At 72.4% G+C, this 16,775-nt stretch carries 15 protein-coding genes and 1 pseudogene; 6 read left to right on the top strand and 10 right to left on the bottom strand.

The annotated features are described in order from the left end of the window. Positions 1-54: 54 nt before the first annotated feature. Positions 55-1,233: a glycerophosphodiester phosphodiesterase gene (locus ABS735_RS10345; protein ID WP_373906386.1), complete on the bottom strand. Its 1,179-nt coding sequence runs from the start codon at positions 1,231-1,233 to the stop codon at positions 55-57. Positions 1,234-1,633: 400 nt separating this feature from the next. Between ABS735_RS10345 and ABS735_RS10340 the strand changes: the two are divergent. Beyond that, positions 1,634-2,378, top strand: a pseudogene (locus ABS735_RS10340) (lysophospholipid acyltransferase family protein). Between the two features lie 72 nt (positions 2,379-2,450). Here ABS735_RS10340 and ABS735_RS10335 read toward each other — a convergent pair. From ABS735_RS10335 to argH, 4 genes are all read right to left on the bottom strand, one after another. Continuing rightward, positions 2,451-3,983 (bottom strand): MFS transporter, encoded by a 1,533-nt coding sequence (locus ABS735_RS10335; RefSeq protein WP_373906387.1) that lies wholly within the window; start codon positions 3,981-3,983, stop codon positions 2,451-2,453. Beyond that, complete coding sequence (locus ABS735_RS10330; RefSeq protein ID WP_373906388.1) at positions 3,980-4,531, bottom strand: TetR/AcrR family transcriptional regulator; 552 nt, start codon at positions 4,529-4,531, stop codon at positions 3,980-3,982. The genes ABS735_RS10335 and ABS735_RS10330 overlap by 4 nt, the downstream gene beginning before the upstream one ends. A gap of 86 nt (positions 4,532-4,617) precedes the next feature. Further along, positions 4,618-5,589, bottom strand: coding sequence for an aldo/keto reductase (locus tag ABS735_RS10325; RefSeq protein WP_373906389.1), 972 nt, complete (start codon positions 5,587-5,589; stop codon positions 4,618-4,620). Between the two features lie 130 nt (positions 5,590-5,719). After that, a complete protein-coding gene (gene argH, locus ABS735_RS10320) occupies positions 5,720-7,147 on the bottom strand; it encodes an argininosuccinate lyase (RefSeq protein WP_373906390.1) in 1,428 nt (475 codons plus the stop codon). Between the two features lie 120 nt (positions 7,148-7,267). Here argH and ABS735_RS10315 point away from each other — a divergent pair, with 120 nt between their 5' ends. The 5 genes from ABS735_RS10315 to ABS735_RS10295 all read left to right on the top strand — a co-directional run bounded on the left by ABS735_RS10315 (position 7,268) and on the right by ABS735_RS10295 (position 11,676). After that, positions 7,268-7,855, top strand: coding sequence for a pyridoxamine 5'-phosphate oxidase family protein (locus ABS735_RS10315; RefSeq protein ID WP_373906391.1), 588 nt, complete (start codon positions 7,268-7,270; stop codon positions 7,853-7,855). Positions 7,856-7,858: 3 nt separating this feature from the next. Then, the gene (locus tag ABS735_RS10310) at positions 7,859-8,578 is read left to right on the top strand and encodes a L,D-transpeptidase family protein (RefSeq protein ID WP_373906392.1); all 720 of its coding nucleotides are present in this window, start codon (positions 7,859-7,861) and stop codon (positions 8,576-8,578) included. Between the two features lie 88 nt (positions 8,579-8,666). Then, positions 8,667-10,049, top strand: coding sequence for a ferredoxin reductase family protein (locus ABS735_RS10305; protein WP_373906393.1), 1,383 nt, complete (start codon positions 8,667-8,669; stop codon positions 10,047-10,049). 27 nt (positions 10,050-10,076) lie between these two features. Beyond that, the gene (locus tag ABS735_RS10300; RefSeq protein WP_373906394.1) at positions 10,077-10,880 is read left to right on the top strand and encodes an FMN-binding protein; all 804 of its coding nucleotides are present in this window, start codon (positions 10,077-10,079) and stop codon (positions 10,878-10,880) included. A gap of 55 nt (positions 10,881-10,935) precedes the next feature. After that, the gene (locus tag ABS735_RS10295) at positions 10,936-11,676 is read left to right on the top strand and encodes an FAD:protein FMN transferase (protein WP_373906574.1); all 741 of its coding nucleotides are present in this window, start codon (positions 10,936-10,938) and stop codon (positions 11,674-11,676) included. 264 nt (positions 11,677-11,940) lie between these two features. Here the strand turns inward: ABS735_RS10295 and ABS735_RS10290 are convergent, their stop codons facing one another. From ABS735_RS10290 to argC, 5 genes are read right to left on the bottom strand one after another with little or no spacing between them, the layout of a single operon-like run. Next, on the bottom strand, positions 11,941-12,480 hold the full coding sequence (locus tag ABS735_RS10290) for an arginine repressor (RefSeq protein WP_373906395.1): 540 nt from the start codon (positions 12,478-12,480) through the stop codon (positions 11,941-11,943). Between the two features lie 7 nt (positions 12,481-12,487). Then, positions 12,488-13,696 carry an acetylornithine transaminase gene (locus tag ABS735_RS10285; protein ID WP_373906396.1) on the bottom strand — a complete coding sequence of 403 codons (1,209 nt, stop codon included), beginning with the start codon at positions 13,694-13,696 and terminating at the stop codon, positions 12,488-12,490. Next, positions 13,693-14,601, bottom strand: a complete 909-nt coding sequence (gene argB / locus ABS735_RS10280) for an acetylglutamate kinase (protein WP_373906397.1) — start codon at positions 14,599-14,601, stop codon at positions 13,693-13,695. Before argB ends, ABS735_RS10285 begins: the two co-directional genes overlap by 4 nt. Then, positions 14,598-15,749, bottom strand: coding sequence for a bifunctional glutamate N-acetyltransferase/amino-acid acetyltransferase ArgJ (gene argJ / locus ABS735_RS10275; protein WP_373906398.1), 1,152 nt, complete (start codon positions 15,747-15,749; stop codon positions 14,598-14,600). The genes argB and argJ overlap by 4 nt, the downstream gene beginning before the upstream one ends. Beyond that, entirely contained in the window at positions 15,746-16,774 is a 1,029-nt protein-coding gene (gene argC, locus ABS735_RS10270; protein WP_373906399.1) for an N-acetyl-gamma-glutamyl-phosphate reductase, read from the bottom strand. The genes argJ and argC overlap by 4 nt, the downstream gene beginning before the upstream one ends. Position 16,775: the final 1 nt, after the last annotated feature.

Raw genomic sequence — 16,775 nt, 5'->3', positions numbered from 1 at the left:
CCGGGCGGCGGGTTGCCCGGACGGCCGAAGCTCACCCCAACCGGGGGTGTTCGCTCAGCTGTTGACGAAGTCCTCGCGGGCCAGCACGCCCGTGTCCGGGTTGTCGGTGAAAACGCCGTCGATGCCGGTGGCGAAGTAGGCCCGGAACGCGCCGAAGGCGTCGCCGTAGGCGTCGGGGTCGCCGCCCTTGCGGAACTCCGCGGGCAGGAAGGGGTTCTCGTTTCGCATGGTGTACGGGTGCAGGATCAGACCCGCACGGTGCGCGTCGCGGACGAGCGTCGTCGGCTCGGTGAGGCGGCCGGCGGAGTCCTTCGGGACGACCAGGTCCAGGGTCGGGCCGATGCCCTGCGCGTAGGAGGCGATCTCCTTCAGCCCCTTCGGCGTGACCAGGTCGGCCGTGGTGCGCGGGTCACCGGTCTCGACGAAGTCCCAGGGGCGGCTGCCGGCGCCGGACAGCAGGACGGCGAGGGGGTTGCCGACCAGCTTGTTCATCCGCTGGATGCTGGTGGGCTCGAAGGACTGGATGATGACGGGCGAGTTCTTCCGGTCCTTGCCGTACTTGCGCAGCAGCCGTGCCAGGCGCTCCTCCGTACCCAGGCCCAGTTTGCGGAAGTAGGTGGGGTGCTTGAGCTCGGGGTAGATCCACACCTGCTTGCCGCGCTTGCGGGTCTGCTCGTTCTGCCAGCGGAGCACCTCCTCGAAGGTGGGGATCTCCCAGCGGCCGTCGTAGAGGGTGTTGTGCGGCCGGTTGGCCGGGATGCGCTCGGTGGCGCGGAGCGTCTTGAGCTCGGCGAGCGTGAAGTCCTCGGTGAACCAGCCGGTGGTGGAGACCCCGTCGAGCAGCTTGGTGCGCTTGCGGTCGGCGAACTCGGGGTGGTCGGCGACGTCCGTGGTGCCGCCGATCTCCGGCTCGTGCCGGCAGACGAGGTGACCGTCCTTCGTGGGGACCAGGTCACCGGCCTCCACGATGTCGGCGCCCATGTCGAGGGCCAGCTCGTAGGAGCCGAAGGTGTGCTCGGGGCGGTAGCCGCTGGCGCCGCGGTGACCGATGACGGTGGGGACGGGCAGGCTCTTCACCCCGCCGCCGTGGCCGCCGCCGTGCCGGGTGTCGGCCGCTCTCGCCGTGCCGGGCAGGCCCAGTACGGCCCCGCCCGCGCCGAGCACCGCCGCGCCGAGGAGCGCCCGCCGTCCGGTGCCGCCGCCCGCCCGCTCGTCCGACTCCTGCGTTCCCATGGGACCCTCCTGCCGTTGACCGTCCGGTGCGGGCCGATCGTAGGGGCGCGTACATGACGAGCGGGAGACCGCCGCCGGAACACGCGGGTGCGCGGGGATGTCGTATCGCGGGTGCGCGGGATGCCGTAGGGACGGACGGCGTGCCGTCGGCTTGGGGGCGGCGTGGCGGGGTAGCCGACAGGCACAGGCCCGGCGGTGTCACCCGGGCGGCGCGCCTCACGCGGTCCGCGTGTCGTGTGTGCTTCGATCCGGGCCGTGTCCGCACCATGGGACCGTTGCTCCGGTCCCCGCGGGCGCGACCTGCCTCACATCCGTGTGGGGGCGCAGCCGCCGCGCGGCATCCCGGTTCCGCAGGTGAACGCGCGTCAACACCGTGTAAGACCCGGGTGACCCGAGGTGCGTGACCCCCCGGGCCGCGAGTAATGTCCTCACCTGCACAGACTCATACCGCATCCCCGACACCGGAGGACCCGTTGTCCCGCTTCGTGTTCATCAAGGCAGTGCTCGGTCCGATCATGCGCCTGATGTTCCGCACACGGGTGGAGGGTGTGGAGAACATCCCGGGCGACGGTCCGGTGATCCTGGCCGGCAACCACCTCACCTTCATCGACTCGGTGATCATGCCCCTGACCTGCGACCGGCAGGTCTTCTTCATCGGCAAGGACGAGTACGTCACCGGCAAGGGCCTCAAGGGCCGGCTGATGGCCTGGTTCTTCACCGGCGTCGGCATGGTCCCGGTCGACCGGGACGGCGGCCGGGGCGGGGTCGCGGCGCTGATGACCGGCCGCCGCATCCTGGAGCAGGGCAACGTCTTCGGCATCTATCCGGAGGGCACCCGCTCCCCCGACGGCCGCCTCTACCGCGGCCGGACGGGCATCGCGCGGCTCACGCTGATGACCGGCGCCCCCGTTGTCCCGTTCGCGGTGATCGGCACCGACAAGCTCCAGCCGGGCGGCGCGGGCCTGCCGCGGCCGGGCAAGGTCACGGTCCGCTTCGGCGAGGCCATGGAGTTCTCCCGCTACGAGGGCATGGACCGCGACCGCTACGTCCTGCGCGCGGTGACCGACTCCGTGATGACCGAGGTCATGCGGCTGTCCGGCCAGGAGTACGTGGACATGTACGCGAGCAAGGCGAAGGCGGCGTAGTTCCGCACACCGCACGAGAACGGCGGGCCGCTCGGTGAGCGTCCCGCCGTTCCGCGTTCCCGCGCCGTACGGCTACGGGTGTTCCGCCCCGTCCTCCAGGCGCCGGCCCCGCAGCAGGAACCAGGATGCCGCGGCGGCGGCCAGGAGTACGGCGGCGCCGACGCCCGCCGCGAGGGTCAGGCCGTCGACGAACGCCTGACGGGCGGAGTCCAGCAGTTCCTCGGCGGTGGGGGCGGGGAGCCCGGCGGCGGCCTCCACCGCGCCGCCCAGTGACTCGTGGGCCGCGGCAGGGGTGCCCGCGGGGCCGGTGAAGTCGCGGTAGACGCCGGTCACGATGGAACCGAGCACCGCGATACCGAGGGCGGCGCCGAGTTCGTACGCCGTCTCGGAGACCGCGGAGGCGGCACCCGCCTGTTCCCCGGGCACACTGGAGAGGATCACGTCGGCGGTGACGGTGAACGCGAAGCCCGCGCCGAGGCCGACGACCAGCAGGGCCGCGCCGAGCAGCGGATAGCCGGTGTGCTGTCCGATGACGGTCAGCGCGGCGAGCGCGATGCCCACGGCGGCGAGTCCGCCGGAGACCACGGCACGGACCGTAAAGCGCCGGGCCGCGCGGCCGGCGATCAGACCGGCCACCACCGCGCCGACGGCGGCGGGCAGTTCGGCCAGGCCCGCCTCGAAGGGCCGCCTGCCCTGGACGAGTTGCAGGTACTGGGAGAGGAAGAACACCAGTCCCGACAGGCCCAGGATGGTCAGCAGGTCGGCCAGGACCGCGCCGCTGAAGCCGCGGTTGCGGAACAGCCGCATGTCGAGCAGCGGGACCGGCATGGTCAGCTGGCGGCGGACGAACCCGTAGAGCGCGGCGGCTCCCAGCAGACCCGCGGCGAGCGTGGCCCACGCGAACCCGTGGGCGGCGGTCTCCTTGACGGCGTACACGACGCCGACCATGCCGACCAGGGAGAGCGTGACGCTGAGCAGGTCCCAGGGGCCCGGGTTCGGGTTGCGGGACTCGGGCAGGAGCTTGACGCCGACGACGACCAGGACGGCCATCACGGGCAGGTTGATGAGGAAGACCGAGCCCCACCAGAAGTGCTCCAGCAGGAACCCGCCCACGATCGGGCCGACCGCTGTGCCGGCGGAGGCGGTGGCGCCCCAGATGCCGACGGCGAGGCTGCGTTCGCGCGGGTCGTGGAAGAGGTTGCGGATCAGGGCGAGGGTGGCGGGCATCAGGGTGGCGCCCGCGACGCCGAGCAGGGCCCGGGCGAGGATCATCACCTCGGGCGTGTGCGCGTAGGCGTTGAGGACGGAGACCGCGCCGAACGCCGTGGCGCCGACGAGCAGGATCCGCTTGCGGCCGATGCGGTCGCCGAGGCTGCCCATGGAGACCAGCAGGCCGGCGATGACGAAGGAGTAGACGTCGCCGATCCAGAGCAGCTGGGTGCCGGAGGGCGCGAGGTCCTCGCTGATGTAGGGGGTCGCGAGACCGAGGACGGTCGCGTCGACGGCCACCAGCAGCACGGCCAGTACCAGGACGGACAGCGCCAGCCAGCGGCCGGGGCGCTTCACCGCCTCGGCCGGGTGGGCCGGCTGCAGGGTGCGGTTCATGGTTCCTCTCTCCGGAGCGCGCCGCCGAGCAGCAGCTCGACGATCATGTGGGTGAAGTCGTTGCGGGCCACGCGGCCCTCGGTCACGGCCCAGGCGCCGGAGGCGAGCAGGCCGTACAGCGCCTCCGTGAGCCAGGCGGGCGTGAGGTCGATGCGGAACTCGCCGCTCTCCTGGCCTCTGCGGAAGAGCTCGGTGAGCCCGGCGTCGATGCGGGCCCAGCCCTCGTTCTGCTCCTCGCCCTCGAAGAGCTGGTTCTCGGTGTAGAGGAAGGCGAGCAGCGCGGCGGAGGGTTCGATCGCGCGGACCAGCCGGCGCACCGCGTCGGCCGCCGGTCCCTCCTCGGTGCGGGCCGCCTCCAGGGCGGCCTCGCACTCGGCGATGCCCAGCGACTCCAGCGCCCGGACGAGGGCGTCGCGCCCGGCGAAGTGCCGGTGCAGTGTGGCCCGGCTGATCCCGGCGGCCCTGGCGACCTCGTCCATGGTCGCGGTGGATTTCCGGGTCAGCAGGGCCGCGGCGCTGCGCAGTACCTGTTCACGATCGAGGGCCATGAGACAACGATAACCCACATGAGACATTCATGTCTCACGCAGGGCGTGCGTGACTCACCTCGCGGGTCAGTCACGGATTCAGGAGTTCAGTGCCAGGGCAGCTGACTGCGCCGCTCCCAGTAGGCGTTCGGGGTCTCGACGAGGGTGCCGAGGCGGGCCACCTGGTCGCCGTCGAGGTCGATGACGGCCGCGTGCAGATTGGAGCCGAGCTGGGTCACGGTCGCGGCGCCGGACAGCACGACACCGGCCCACGGCTGGCGCAGGATCAGCGCGAGGGCGACCGCGTCGCAGCCCAGCGCCGTCTCCTCCGCGACGGCCTTGAGGACGTCGGGCGCGTGCCGGTCCGCGAGGCGGCCGTTGGCCATGCCCTCCTTGACGATCACGGTGAGCCCGGCCTCGTGCGCCTCGGTGAGCGCGGGTCCGGCGGAGGTCTCCAGCGCGTTGTACGTCGACTGGACGGTACGGAAGAGGGGCTCGCCGTCGACCGTCACGGCGAGCGCGGCGCGGATGGCGTCGGCCTGGGAGGGACCGCTGGTGGAGAAGCCGATGGTGCTGCCCTGCGCGGCGGCCTCGGCCAGCCTGGCGTGCAGGTCCTTGTCGGTGAGGGCCGGGCTGTCCGGGGTGAGCGAGTGGATCTGGTACAGGTCGAGCCGGTCGCCGAGCAGGGCGTCGGTCTCGGCGCGCTGGCGGTCGTACGTGGCGACGCCGTGGTCCTTGACCTCGTGCCGTTCGGCGTCGGCCGACCAGTCGGCGGTGTAGGTGTAGCCCCACTTGCTGCCGACGACCACGTCGTCGACGTCGGGCCGCTCCCTGAGCCAGTCGGCGAGGAACTCCTCGGAGCGTCCGTAGGAACGGGCCGCGTCGAAGTAGCGCACGCCCTGCGCGTAGGCGGCGTCGAGGAGGTCGTGCGTGCGTTCGCGCAGCGCCTCGACGGTGCGGTCCTCTCCGAGGTCACGGTCGCGGTCGAGGTTGATGTAGCCGGGGCGGCCGACGGCGGCGAGACCCAGTCCGATGTGACAGGTGGGGGTGGTCGCCGCGGCCAGGCGGGCGAAGGGCATCGCGGGCTCCGTTCGGTCGACTGCTGAGGCTCTGAAGCTGTTGAGGCTCTTGAACTGCTGAAGCTGTTGACCAACGTAACCGCGATGCCCCTCGGGCACACCGGCTGCTGCTTCCCGCTGCTTCCTGCGGCTACTTCTTGGCGTCCGCCCAGGCGTGCTGGGCCGCCACGTCCGCCTTGACCTCGGCGAGCTGGACGGCGACCGCGCTGGGCGCCGTACCGCCGCGGCCGCTGCGCGAGGCGAGGGCGCCGGGGACGTTGAGGACGGTGCGCACCTCGGGGGTGAGGTGCTCGGAGATCTTGGCGAACTGCTCGTCGGTCAGCTCGTCCAGCTCCTTGCCGTCGGCCTCGGCGACCTTCACGCACTCGCCGGCCACCTCGTGCGCGACGCGGAACGGCACGCCCTGCTTGACCAGCCACTCGGCGATGTCGGTGGCGAGGGAGAACCCGGCCGGGGCCAGCTCCTCCATCCGCTCGCGGTGCACGGTGAGGGTGGCCATCATGCCGGTGAAGGCGGGGAGCAGGATCTCCAGCTGGTCGATGGAGTCGAAGACCGGCTCCTTGTCCTCCTGGAGGTCGCGGTTGTACGCGAGCGGGAGGGCCTTGAGGGTGGCCATCAGGCCGGTCAGGTTGCCGATCAGCCGCCCGGACTTGCCGCGGGCCAGCTCGGCGATGTCGGGGTTCTTCTTCTGCGGCATGATCGAGGAGCCGGTGGAGAAGGCGTCGTGGAGGGTGACGAAGGAGAACTCCTTCGTGTTCCAGATGATGATCTCCTCGGCGATCCGGGAGACGTTGACGCCGATCATCGCGGTGATGAAGGCGAACTCGGCGACGAAGTCGCGCGAGGCCGTCCCGTCGATGGAGTTGCCCACGCTGCCGTGCTCGAAGCCGAGGTCGCGGGCGACGGCCTCCGGGTCCAGGCCGAGGCTGCTGCCCGCGAGCGCGCCCGAGCCGTAGGGGGAGACGGCCGTGCGCTCGTCCCACTGGCGCAGCCGCTCCGCGTCCCGGCCCAGCGCCTGGGCGTGGGCGAGCACGTGGTGGGCGAAGAGCACCGGCTGGGCGTGCTGGAGGTGGGTGCGGCCGGGCATGGCCACGTCCGGGTGGGCCTCGGCGAGGCCGACCAGCGCGTCCTGGAGGTCGGCGATCAGAGAGCCGACGGTCCGGGCGTGGTCGCGCAGGTACATCCGGAAGAGCGTGGCCACCTGGTCGTTGCGGGACCGGCCGGCGCGCAGCTTGCCGCCGAGGTCGGGACCGAGGCGTTCCAGCAGTCCGCGCTCCAGGGCGGTGTGGACGTCCTCGTCGGCGATGGTGCCGGTGAAGGAACCGTCGGCGACGTCCGCCTCCAGCCGGTCGAGCCCGGCGATCATCCGGGTCAGCTCGTCCTCGGTGAGCAGCCCCGCCGCGTGCAGCACGCGCGCGTGGGCACGCGAACCGGCGATGTCGTAGGGCGCGAGCCGCCAGTCGAAGTGGACGGACGCGGACAGCTTCGCCAGGGCCTCGGCGGGACCGTCGGCGAAACGGCCGCCCCAGAGCCGGACGTCACCGCTGTTGCTGCTCACTTGGGTCGCTCCTCAGCCGTACGATCGCTGTCATGCATGAGTATGCAGAACCCTGCATGATTCGTCAATCTTGCAGGTTGGCGGCGCGCGCCGTGTCCCGCACCCTCATAATCGTTAGACATGGGAAAGACTTATGAGCGCATAGACGGCAGACTCCGCACCTTCATCGAGGCGCAGCCCCTCTTCTTCACCGCCACCGCTCCCCTGGCCGGCGACGGCACGGTCAACCTGTCCCCCAAGGGCCTCACGGGCTGCTTCGCGGTCCTCGACGAACTCACCGTGGCCTACCTCGACTTCGCGGGTTCCAACGCGGAGACCATCGCCCACCTGCGGGAGAACGGTCGCATCACCCTGATGTGGTGCGCCTTCCAGGGCCCGCCGAACATCGTGCGGGTGCACGGCCGCGGCGAGCCGGTCTTCCGCGACGACCCCCGTTTCCCGGAGTTGCTCACCCACTTCCCGGACATCGACCCCACCGTGCACGGACTGCGCGCGGTCATCGTCGTGAGCGCCGAACTCATCCGCGACACCTGCGGCTACGCCGTCCCCTTCATGGCGTACGAGAGCGACCGGGATCTGCACGGCAAGCGGTTCGCGCGGGAGGACGACGCCTCGCTCAGCGCGTACTTCACCAAGAAGGAGCACATCGCATCGAGCATCGACGGCCTTCCCGGGCTGCCGCTCCCCCTGCCCCCCTCTACCGTCTGAGCCATGCGCCCCGGTCTCCTCGTCGCCGTCCTCGTCTCCGCCTCCCTCCTCACGCTCGGCGCCGCCCCCGCCGACGGGTCCGCTTCCCGGCCGCTTCCGGCCCGGATGGCGGACACCGGCGGCGGCGCCCAGCTGATCACCGCCGTCGCGCCGGACACCGGCTCGACCACGGGCACCGTCACCTGGTGGGACCGCAGGGGCGGAAGCGACGGGCGCTGGGTGGCGGCCGGTTCCGCGCCCGCCCGCTTCGGGTCCGGCGGGCTCACCGAAGGGGCGACGCGCGTCCAGGGCACGAACACCACGCCGACCGGGCTGTACGACCTGCCGTACGCCTTCGGCACCGAGGCGGCGCCGCGCGGGACGGCGTACCGCTACCGTCCGGTGCGCGAGGACTCCTGGTGGTGCCAGGACAACGCCTCCCGTGCCTACAACCGCTGGACCGAACCCCGCCCCGCCGACTGCCGGGCCACCGAGGCCGAGCACCTGATCACCTACCCGGCCCAGTACGCGCACGCCCTGGTCGTCGGCTTCAACTACGACCGCCCGGTGCACGGCCGCGGCGCGGGCATCTTCCTGCACGTCGACGGGCGCGGGGCGACGGCCGGATGCGTGTCGGTGCCGGCCGGGGCGATGCGGCGGATCCTGCGGTGGGCCGAGCCGGCGGAACGGCCGCACATCGCGATCGGCACCTCGGGCGGGTCGACGGCGATCACCCGGTACTGAACCCGGACGGCATTACCGGCGCGGGCTGAACGCTCGCCCGACGCGGCGCGTATCTGTGGGCCAAGGGTCAAGTCCCCACGGAGGAACCGTGACCACCACGCTCGCCGGCGGCCGTGCCGCCCGCCGTCAGACGATGCGGCGCATCCGTCCGCGCCGCTCCCCCGCCGTCCCCCTGCTGCTCGCCGTGTGGGCGGGCGCGGCGGGCGTGTTGTGGCTGTGGTGGCGCAACACGCCCGCCATCTCCGACGACACCGGCAAAATCCTGGGCGCGGGCCGGATCACCGGTCTGCTCGCCGGATACCTGATGGCGCTGGTGGTGCTGCAGATGGCCCGGGTTCCGGCGCTGGAGCGGCGCGTCGGGTCCGACCGGGTCGCCCGCTGGCACGCCATGACCGGCCGCTACACCCTCTGCCTGGTCCTCGCCCACGTCTTCCTGATCATGTGGGGCTACGCGGCGCAGGCCGGCAGGGGCCTCGGCGACATCGTCGCGCAGACGGTCGACTCCGTGACCCAGCTGCCGGACATGGGCAAGGCGGCCATCGGCACCGGTCTGCTGGTGGTCATCGGGCTGCTGTCCGCCGGCCCGGTGCGCCGCCGCATCCCGTACGACGCCTGGTACCACGTGCACCTGCTCACCTACGCGGCGGTGTTCCTGACCTTCTGGCACCAGTTGACCACCGGCAACGACTTCGCCGTCGAGCCGCTCGCCAAGACCGTCTGGTACGCCCTGTACGGCTCGGTGACCGCGCTGGTGCTCTGGTACCGGGTGCTGACGCCCCTCCGCCTCAACCTGCGGCACCGGATGCGGGTCGAGGCGGTGATCGAGGAGACGCCCGGCATCGTCTCGGTGCTGATCGGCGGGCGCCGGCTGCACCGGATGGGCGCGGAGGCCGGGCAGTTCTTCCGCTGGCGGTTCCTTGCCCCGGGGATGCGCTTCAGCTCGCACCCGTACTCGCTGTCGGCGGCGCCGCGCCCGGACATGCTGCGGATCACCGTGAAGGCGATCGGCGACCACAGCACCCGGCTGCGCGAGCTGACGCCCGGCACCCGGGTGTGGGCGGAGGGCCCGTACGGCGCCCTGACCGCCCAGCGCCGCAGCCGCGGCAAGGTGCTGCTGGTGGCGGGCGGGGTGGGGATCACGCCGATGCGGGCGCTGTTCGAGACGCTGCCCGGCGCGTCCGGCGACATCACGCTGCTCTACCGGGCCAACAGCACCCATGACCTGGCGCTGTGGGACGAGCTGGCCGGAATCGCCGACGAGCGCGGGGCCCGGCTGATGTACGCGGTCAACAGCCCCGACGGGGAGCGCCCGGACATCTCGGCCGAGACCCTGGCCCGGAAGATCCCGGACGTCGAGCGCCACGACGTGTTCCTGTGCGGGCCGCCCGGCTTCGCCCAGTCGGTGTACGAGGCACTGCGCGGCGCGGGGGTCCCCGCTCGCCGCATCCACCACGAGTCGTTCGAGATGTGAGCGACGGACATCAGGAGTCCAGGACAGATGAGGAAAAGCCACCCCGTTCGGCGTGCCGTGCTCGCCGGGGCCGCCACCGTGTCCGGGATCGTGCTGCTGCTGTCGCTGAAACCGGCGTCCGACCCGGGCTCCGCATCGGCGGCGGGCGGCGCGGCCCCGCCCGTGGCCGCACAGTCGCCGCAGGGCGGCCGGGGCGCCGGGGACGGCACGGTCACGGGTGACGCGGCCAGTACCCAGTACGGCCCCGTGCAGGTCCGGCTCACGGTGAGCGACGGCAAGATCACCAAGGCCGAGGCCGTGCAGGCGCCCAAGGGCGGGCAGAGCGACCGGGTCACCGCCGACGCCGTACCCAAGCTCAACCAGGCCGCCGTCGCCGCCGGAACCGCCGACATCGACGCGGTCTCCGGCGCCACCTACACCAGCGCCGGATACCGGAAGTCCCTCCAGTCGGCCCTCGACAAGGCTGCCGCGGCGGCCGGATCGGCCGGGCAGGAGTCGAGCGGGACGGGGGAAGGCCCGGGCGGCGGCGGGCAGGGCGCGGGCGGCGCTGTGCAGGGCACGCAGGTGCTCACCGGTGACGCCGCGCAGACCCAGTACGGAACCGTGCAGGTCCGGGTCACCGTCAGCGACGGGAAGATCACCGACGCCGAGGCCCTCCAGGCGCCCAGGGGCGGGCGCAGCGACCAGGTCACCGCGGACGCCGTACCCAAGCTCAACCGGGCCGCCGTCGCCGCGGGCACCGCCGACATCGACGCCGTCTCCGGCGCCACCTACACCAGCGCCGGATACAAACAGTCCCTCCAGTCGGCTCTGGACCGGGCCGGTGGCTGACACCGTGGCCGGGTCCGCCGATGCTCCCGCCGCGGTGCGTCATGTGGAGGAGGCGATGGGGACCGTCTTCTCCTTCGACGTCCGCGGCGGGGAACCCACGGCTGTACGGGCGGCGCTGGACGAGGCGGTCGCCGGGCTGCACCGGGCCGACGAGGTGTTCAGCACGTACCGGGACGGCAGCGAGGTCTCCCGGCTGGCCCGCGGGGAGCTGACCGTCGACGCGTGCGCGCCGGAGGTCGCCGAGGTGCTGGAGCTGGCGGCCGAGGCGGAGCGGGTGAGCGACGGCTGGTTCAGCACGCGGTACCGGGGCCGGCTCGATCCGACGGGGATCGTCAAGGGCTGGGCCGTGGAGCGCGCCGCGCGGCGGATCGCGGTGGCGGCGGGTGCGCGGGGCGTCAGCGTCAACGGCGGCGGGGACGTGCAGCTGCTCGGAACGCCGGGTGCGGAGCGGCCGTGGCGGGTCGGCGTGTCGGACCCGCTGCGTCCGGGCGGTCTTGCGGCGGTCGTCTCGGCGGCGGGGGCGGCGGAGCTGGCCGTGGCGACGTCCGGCAGCGCGGAGCGGGGCGCGCATGTCGTCGATCCGCGCACCGGGCGCTCGGCGGTGACCGACCTGTTGTCCGTGACGGTGGTGGCGCCTCGGCTGACGTGGGCGGACTGCTGGGCGACGGCGGCGTTCGCGATGGGGGCGCGGGAGGGGTTGCGGTGGCTGGAGTCGCTGGAGGGGGTGGAGGCGTTGCTGATCACTGCGGGGGACGAGGTGCGGTGCACGGGGGGTCTGGCGGGGTGGCTGGGGTGAGCGGCGTTCTTTTGGGTGGCCGGCGCTGCTGCTGAGGTACCGGCCTTGTCACTGGCCGCGTTCGCGGGGTGCCTCCCCCACTCTCGGCTCCGCTCGAGCGGGAGGTGCCCCCACCGCCCACCCGTGCCGCCCCAGCGGCACGACTGCCCGCAGCTACGGGGGGCGGCGCCCTGTGGCCGGCCTCGCTGAACCCCCCAGGGGCGCGGGGAACTGCGCGACCGGCCACGACGCACCCGCAGTCGGCGGCCCGCCGCACCGCCCCCTTCAGTTGCCGTTCTGAGTCAACCGCAGCAGATGGTCCGCCAGGGCCTGCCCGCCCGTGGGATCCCGGCTGATCAGCATCAGCGTGTCGTCGCCCGCGATCGTCCCCAGGATGTCGTGCAGTTCCGCCTGGTCGATCGCCGAGGCGAGGAACTGCGCCGCCCCCGGAGGGGTCCGCAGGACCACGAGGTTCGCCGACGCCTCCGCGGAGATCAGCAACTCCGCGGAGAGCCGCCGCATCCGCTCCTCCTTGGCCGACTCACCCAGCGGCGCCCGCGGGGTGCGGAAACCGCCCTCGCTGGGCACCGCGTAGATGAGGTCGCCGTCGGTGTTGCGGATCTTGACCGCGTTCAGCTCGTCCAGGTCCCGGGAGAGCGTCGCCTGGGTGACGGTGAGCCCGTCGTCGGCGAGCAGCTTCGCCAACTGGCTCTGCGAGCGCACCGCCTGCCGGTTGAGGATGTCCACGATCCGGCGGTGGCGTGCGGTGCGGGTCTGCGGCAGGGCGGGCCCCGCCGTCTGCTCGTGCTCCTGCGCGTGGCTCATCGTCGTCTCATTCTCCGGATCGTCCGTCCCCGTGGGCCGCGTCGGCGGCCTGGTCAAGGATGCCGGGCAGCGCCCCGAGGAACGCCTCCACCACGTCGTCGCCGACGTTCAGCGCGGGCATCAGCCGTACGACATCGGGCGCGGGCGCGTTCACCAGGATTCCGGCGTCCTGAGCCGCCTGCTGCACCTGGGCGGCGAGCGGCTCGGTGAGCACGATACCCAGGAGCAGTCCGGCGCCCCGGACGTGGGCGACCAGCGGGTGCCCGAGGCCCTCGACCCCGCCGCGCAGCGTCTCGCTCTGCCGCTTGACGTGGTCCAGCAGTCCCTCGTCCGCGATGGTGTCGAGGACGGCGAGTCCGGCGGCGCAGGCGACCGGGTTGCCGCCGAAGGTCGTACCGTGCTGGCCGGGCTGGAGGAGGTCGGCGGCGCGTCCGAAGGCGACCGTCGCGCCCAGGGGCAGCCCGCCGCCGAGGCCCTTGGCGAGGGTGACGACGTCCGGCAGGACGCCCTCGTGGGCCTGGTACTCGAACCAGTGCCCGGTCCGGCCGACGCCGGTCTGCACCTCGTCCAGGACGAGCAGCGCGCCGGTGGCGGCGGTGATGGCGCGGGCGGCCTTCAGATAGCCGGGGGGCGGCACGACGACGCCGTTCTCGCCCTGGATCGGCTCGATGACCACCAGCGCCGTCTCCTCGGTGACCGCCGCGGCCAGCGCCTGCGGGTCGCCGTACGGCACGTGCGTGACGTCGCCGGGCAGCGGCAGGAACGGCTCCTGCTTGCCGGGCTGGCCGGTCAGCGCGAGGGCGCCCATGGTGCGGCCGTGGAAGCCGCCCCGGGTGGCGACCATGTGCGGCCGGCCGGTCAGCCGGCCGATCTTGAAGGCGCCCTCGTTGGCCTCGGCGCCGGAGTTGCAGAAGTAGACCTTGCCGTCGCGGCCGAAGTGCTGGAGCAGCCGTTCGGCGAGGGCGACGGGCGGCTCGGCGATGAAGAGGTTGGAGACGTGGCCGAGGGAGGCGACCTGCCGGCTCACCGCCTCGACCACCGCCGGGTGGGCGTGGCCGAGCGCGTTGACCGCGATGCCGCCGACGAAGTCGAGGTACTCCTTGCCGTCGGCGTCCCAGAGCCGGGAGCCCTCGCCGCGCACCAGGGGCAGGCGCGGCGTGCCGTAGTTGTTCATGAGCGTGCCCTGCCACCGCTCGGTCAGCTCCGCGTTGCTCACGACTCCCCCTCTTCGTCCGGCACGACCATCGTGCCGATCCCCTCGTCGGTGAAGATCTCCAGCAGGATCGAGTGCTGGACCCGGCCGTCGATGACGCGGGCGGTGGTGACACCGCCCCGTACGGCGTGCAGGCAGCCCTCCATCTTCGGCACCATGCCGGACGACAGCTCGGGCAGCAGTTTCTCCAGCTGGGTGGCGGTGAGGCGGCTGATCACCTCGTCGGAGTTCGGCCAGTCCTCGTAGAGGCCCTCGACGTCGGTGAGGACCATGAGAGTCTCGGCGCCGAGCGCCGCAGCGAGTGCCGCAGCCGCCGTATCAGCATTGACGTTGTAGACATGTCCGTCGTCCTGGGAACGGGCGATCGACGACACGACCGGGATGCGGCCGTCGGCCAGCAGAGCCTCGATGGCGCCGGTGTCGATCTCGGTGATCTCGCCGACCCGCCCGATGTCGACGAGCTCGCCGTCGATCTCGGGCTGGTGCTTGGTGGCGGTGAGGGTGTGCGCGTCCTCGCCGGTGAGGCCGACGGCGAGCGGTCCGTGCTGGTTGAGCAGCCCGACCAGCTCGCGCTGCACCTGTCCGGCCAGCACCATCCGTACGACGTCCATGGCGTCCTCGGTGGTGACGCGCAGACCGGCCTTGAACTCGCTGACGATGCCGTGCTTGTCGAGCGCGGCGCTGATCTGCGGTCCGCCGCCGTGCACGACGACGGGCTTGAGGCCGGCGTGGCGCAGGAAGACGACGTCCTGGGCGAAGGCGGCCTTGAGGTCCTCGTCGATCATGGCGTTGCCGCCGAACTTGATGACGACGGTCTTGCCGTGGTGCCGGGTCAGCCAGGGCAGCGCCTCGATGAGGATCTGGGCCTTGGGGAGCGCGGTGTGCTTCCGCGTGGGTCCGGTGCTCATGAGGAGTACGCGCTGTTCTCGTGGACGTAGTCGGCGGTGAGGTCGTTGGTCCAGATGGTGGCCGTGGCGTCGCCGGCGGCGAGGTCGGCGACGATGTGGACCTCGCGGTAGCGCATGTCGACCAGCTCGCGGTCCTCGCCGACGCCGCCGTTCTTGCAGACCCGGACGCCGTTGATGGCGACGTTGAGGCGGTCGGGCTCGAAGGCGGCGGAGGTGGTGCCGATGGCGGAGAGCACGCGGCCCCAGTTGGGGTCCTCGCCGTGGATGGCGCACTTGAGCAGGTTGTTGCGGGCGATGGTGCGGCCCACCTGGACGGCGTCGTCCTCGGTCGCGGCGTTCACGACCTCGACCTTGATGTCCTTGCTGGCGCCCTCGGCGTCCCGGATGAGCTGCTGCCCGAGGTCGTCGCAGACGGTGCGGACGGCCTCGGCGAAGGCTTCGTACTCCGGGGTGACGCCGGAGGCGCCCGAGGCGAGCAGCAGCACGGTGTCGTTGGTGGACATGCAGCCGTCGGAGTCGACCCGGTCGAAGGTGACCCGGGTGGCGGCGCGCAGGGCGCGGTCCAGGGCCTCGGTCTCCAGGTCGGCGTCGGTGGTGATCACGACGAGCATGGTGGCGAGGCCGGGGGCGAGCATGCCCGCGCCCTTGGCCATGCCGCCGACGGTCCAGCCGTCCCTGCTGACGACGGACGTCTTGTGCACGGTGTCGGTGGTCTTGATGGCGATGGCGGCCTTCTCGCCGCCGTGCTCGGAGAGCTGGCCGGCGGCCGCCTCCACCCCCGGGAGCAGCTTGTCCATGGGCAGCAGTACGCCGATGAGCCCGGTGGAGCACACGGCGATCTCGCCGGCCCCCGTCCCGAGCACCTCCGCGACCTTCTCCGCCGTGGCGTGCGTGTCCTGGAAGCCCTTGGGCCCGGTGCAGGCGTTGGCACCGCCGGAGTTGAGCACGACGGCGGTCAGCTCACCGCTCTTCAGCACCTGCTCGGACCACAGGACCGGCGCGGCCTTGACGCGGTTGGAGGTGAAGACTCCCGCGGCGGAGCGTCGGGGGCCGGTGTTGACCACGAGGGCCAGGTCGGGGTTGCCGCTCTCCTTGATCCCGGCGGCGATGCCCGCAGCCGTGAATCCCTTTGCTGCCGTCACACTCACGGCGCAACTCCGATCGTCGTCAGTCCGGTGGTCTCGTCGAGACCGAGGGCGAGGTTCATGCTCTGGACGGCACCGCCCGCGGTGCCCTTGGCCAGGTTGTCGATGGCGCTGATGGCGATGATCCGGCCCGCGGCGGCGTCGTAGGCGACCTGCACCTGGACGGCGTTGGAGCCGTACACGGAGGCGGTCGCGGGCCACTGTCCCTCGGGCAGCAGGTGCACGAACGGTTCGTCGGCGAATGCCTTCTCGTAGGCGGCCCGGACCGTCTCCGCGGTGATCCCGGGCTTCGCCTTCGCGGTGCACGTGGCGAGGATGCCGCGCGGCATCGGCGCGAGGGTCGGCGTGAAGGAGACGGTGACCGGCTCTCCGGCGACCGCGCCGAGGTTCTGGATCATCTCGGGGGTGTGCCGGTGGCCGCCGCCGACGCCGTACGGCGCCATGGAGCCCATGACCTCGCTGCCCAGCAGGTGCGGCTTGGCCGCCTTGCCCGCGCCGGAGGTGCCGGAGGCGGCGACGATCACGGCCTCGGGCTCGGCCAGCGACGCGGCGTACGCCGGGAAGAGGGCCAGGGAGACGGCGGTGGGGTAGCAACCGGGCACCGCGATGCGCTTGGACCCCTCCAGCGCGGCGCGGGCACCCGGAAGTTCAGGGAGGCCGTAGGGCCAGGTGCCGGCGTGCGGGGAGCCGTAGAACGCCTCCCAGTCACCGGCGTCCTTCAGCCGGAAGTCGGCGCCCATGTCGACGACGAGGACGTCCGGCCCGAGCTGCTCGGCGACGGCGGCGGACTGCCCGTGCGGCAGCGCGAGGAAGACGACGTCGTGACCGCCGAGCACCTCGGGCGTCGTCGCCTCCAGCACCCGGTCGGCCAGCGGCAGCAGGTGCGGCTGAAGCGCGCCGAGCCGCTGCCCCGCGTTGGAGTTGCCGGTCAGGGCGCCGATCTCGACCTCGGGGTGGGTCAGGAGCAGACGCAGCAGCTCACCGCCCGCATACCCGCTCGCTCCGGCCACCGCCGCACGTACCGCCATG

The organism is Streptomyces sp. MMCC 100, from assembly GCF_041538145.2.
Lineage (GTDB): Bacteria > Actinomycetota > Actinomycetes > Streptomycetales > Streptomycetaceae > Streptomyces.
This window is presented reverse-complemented; position numbering and strand designations above follow the sequence as displayed.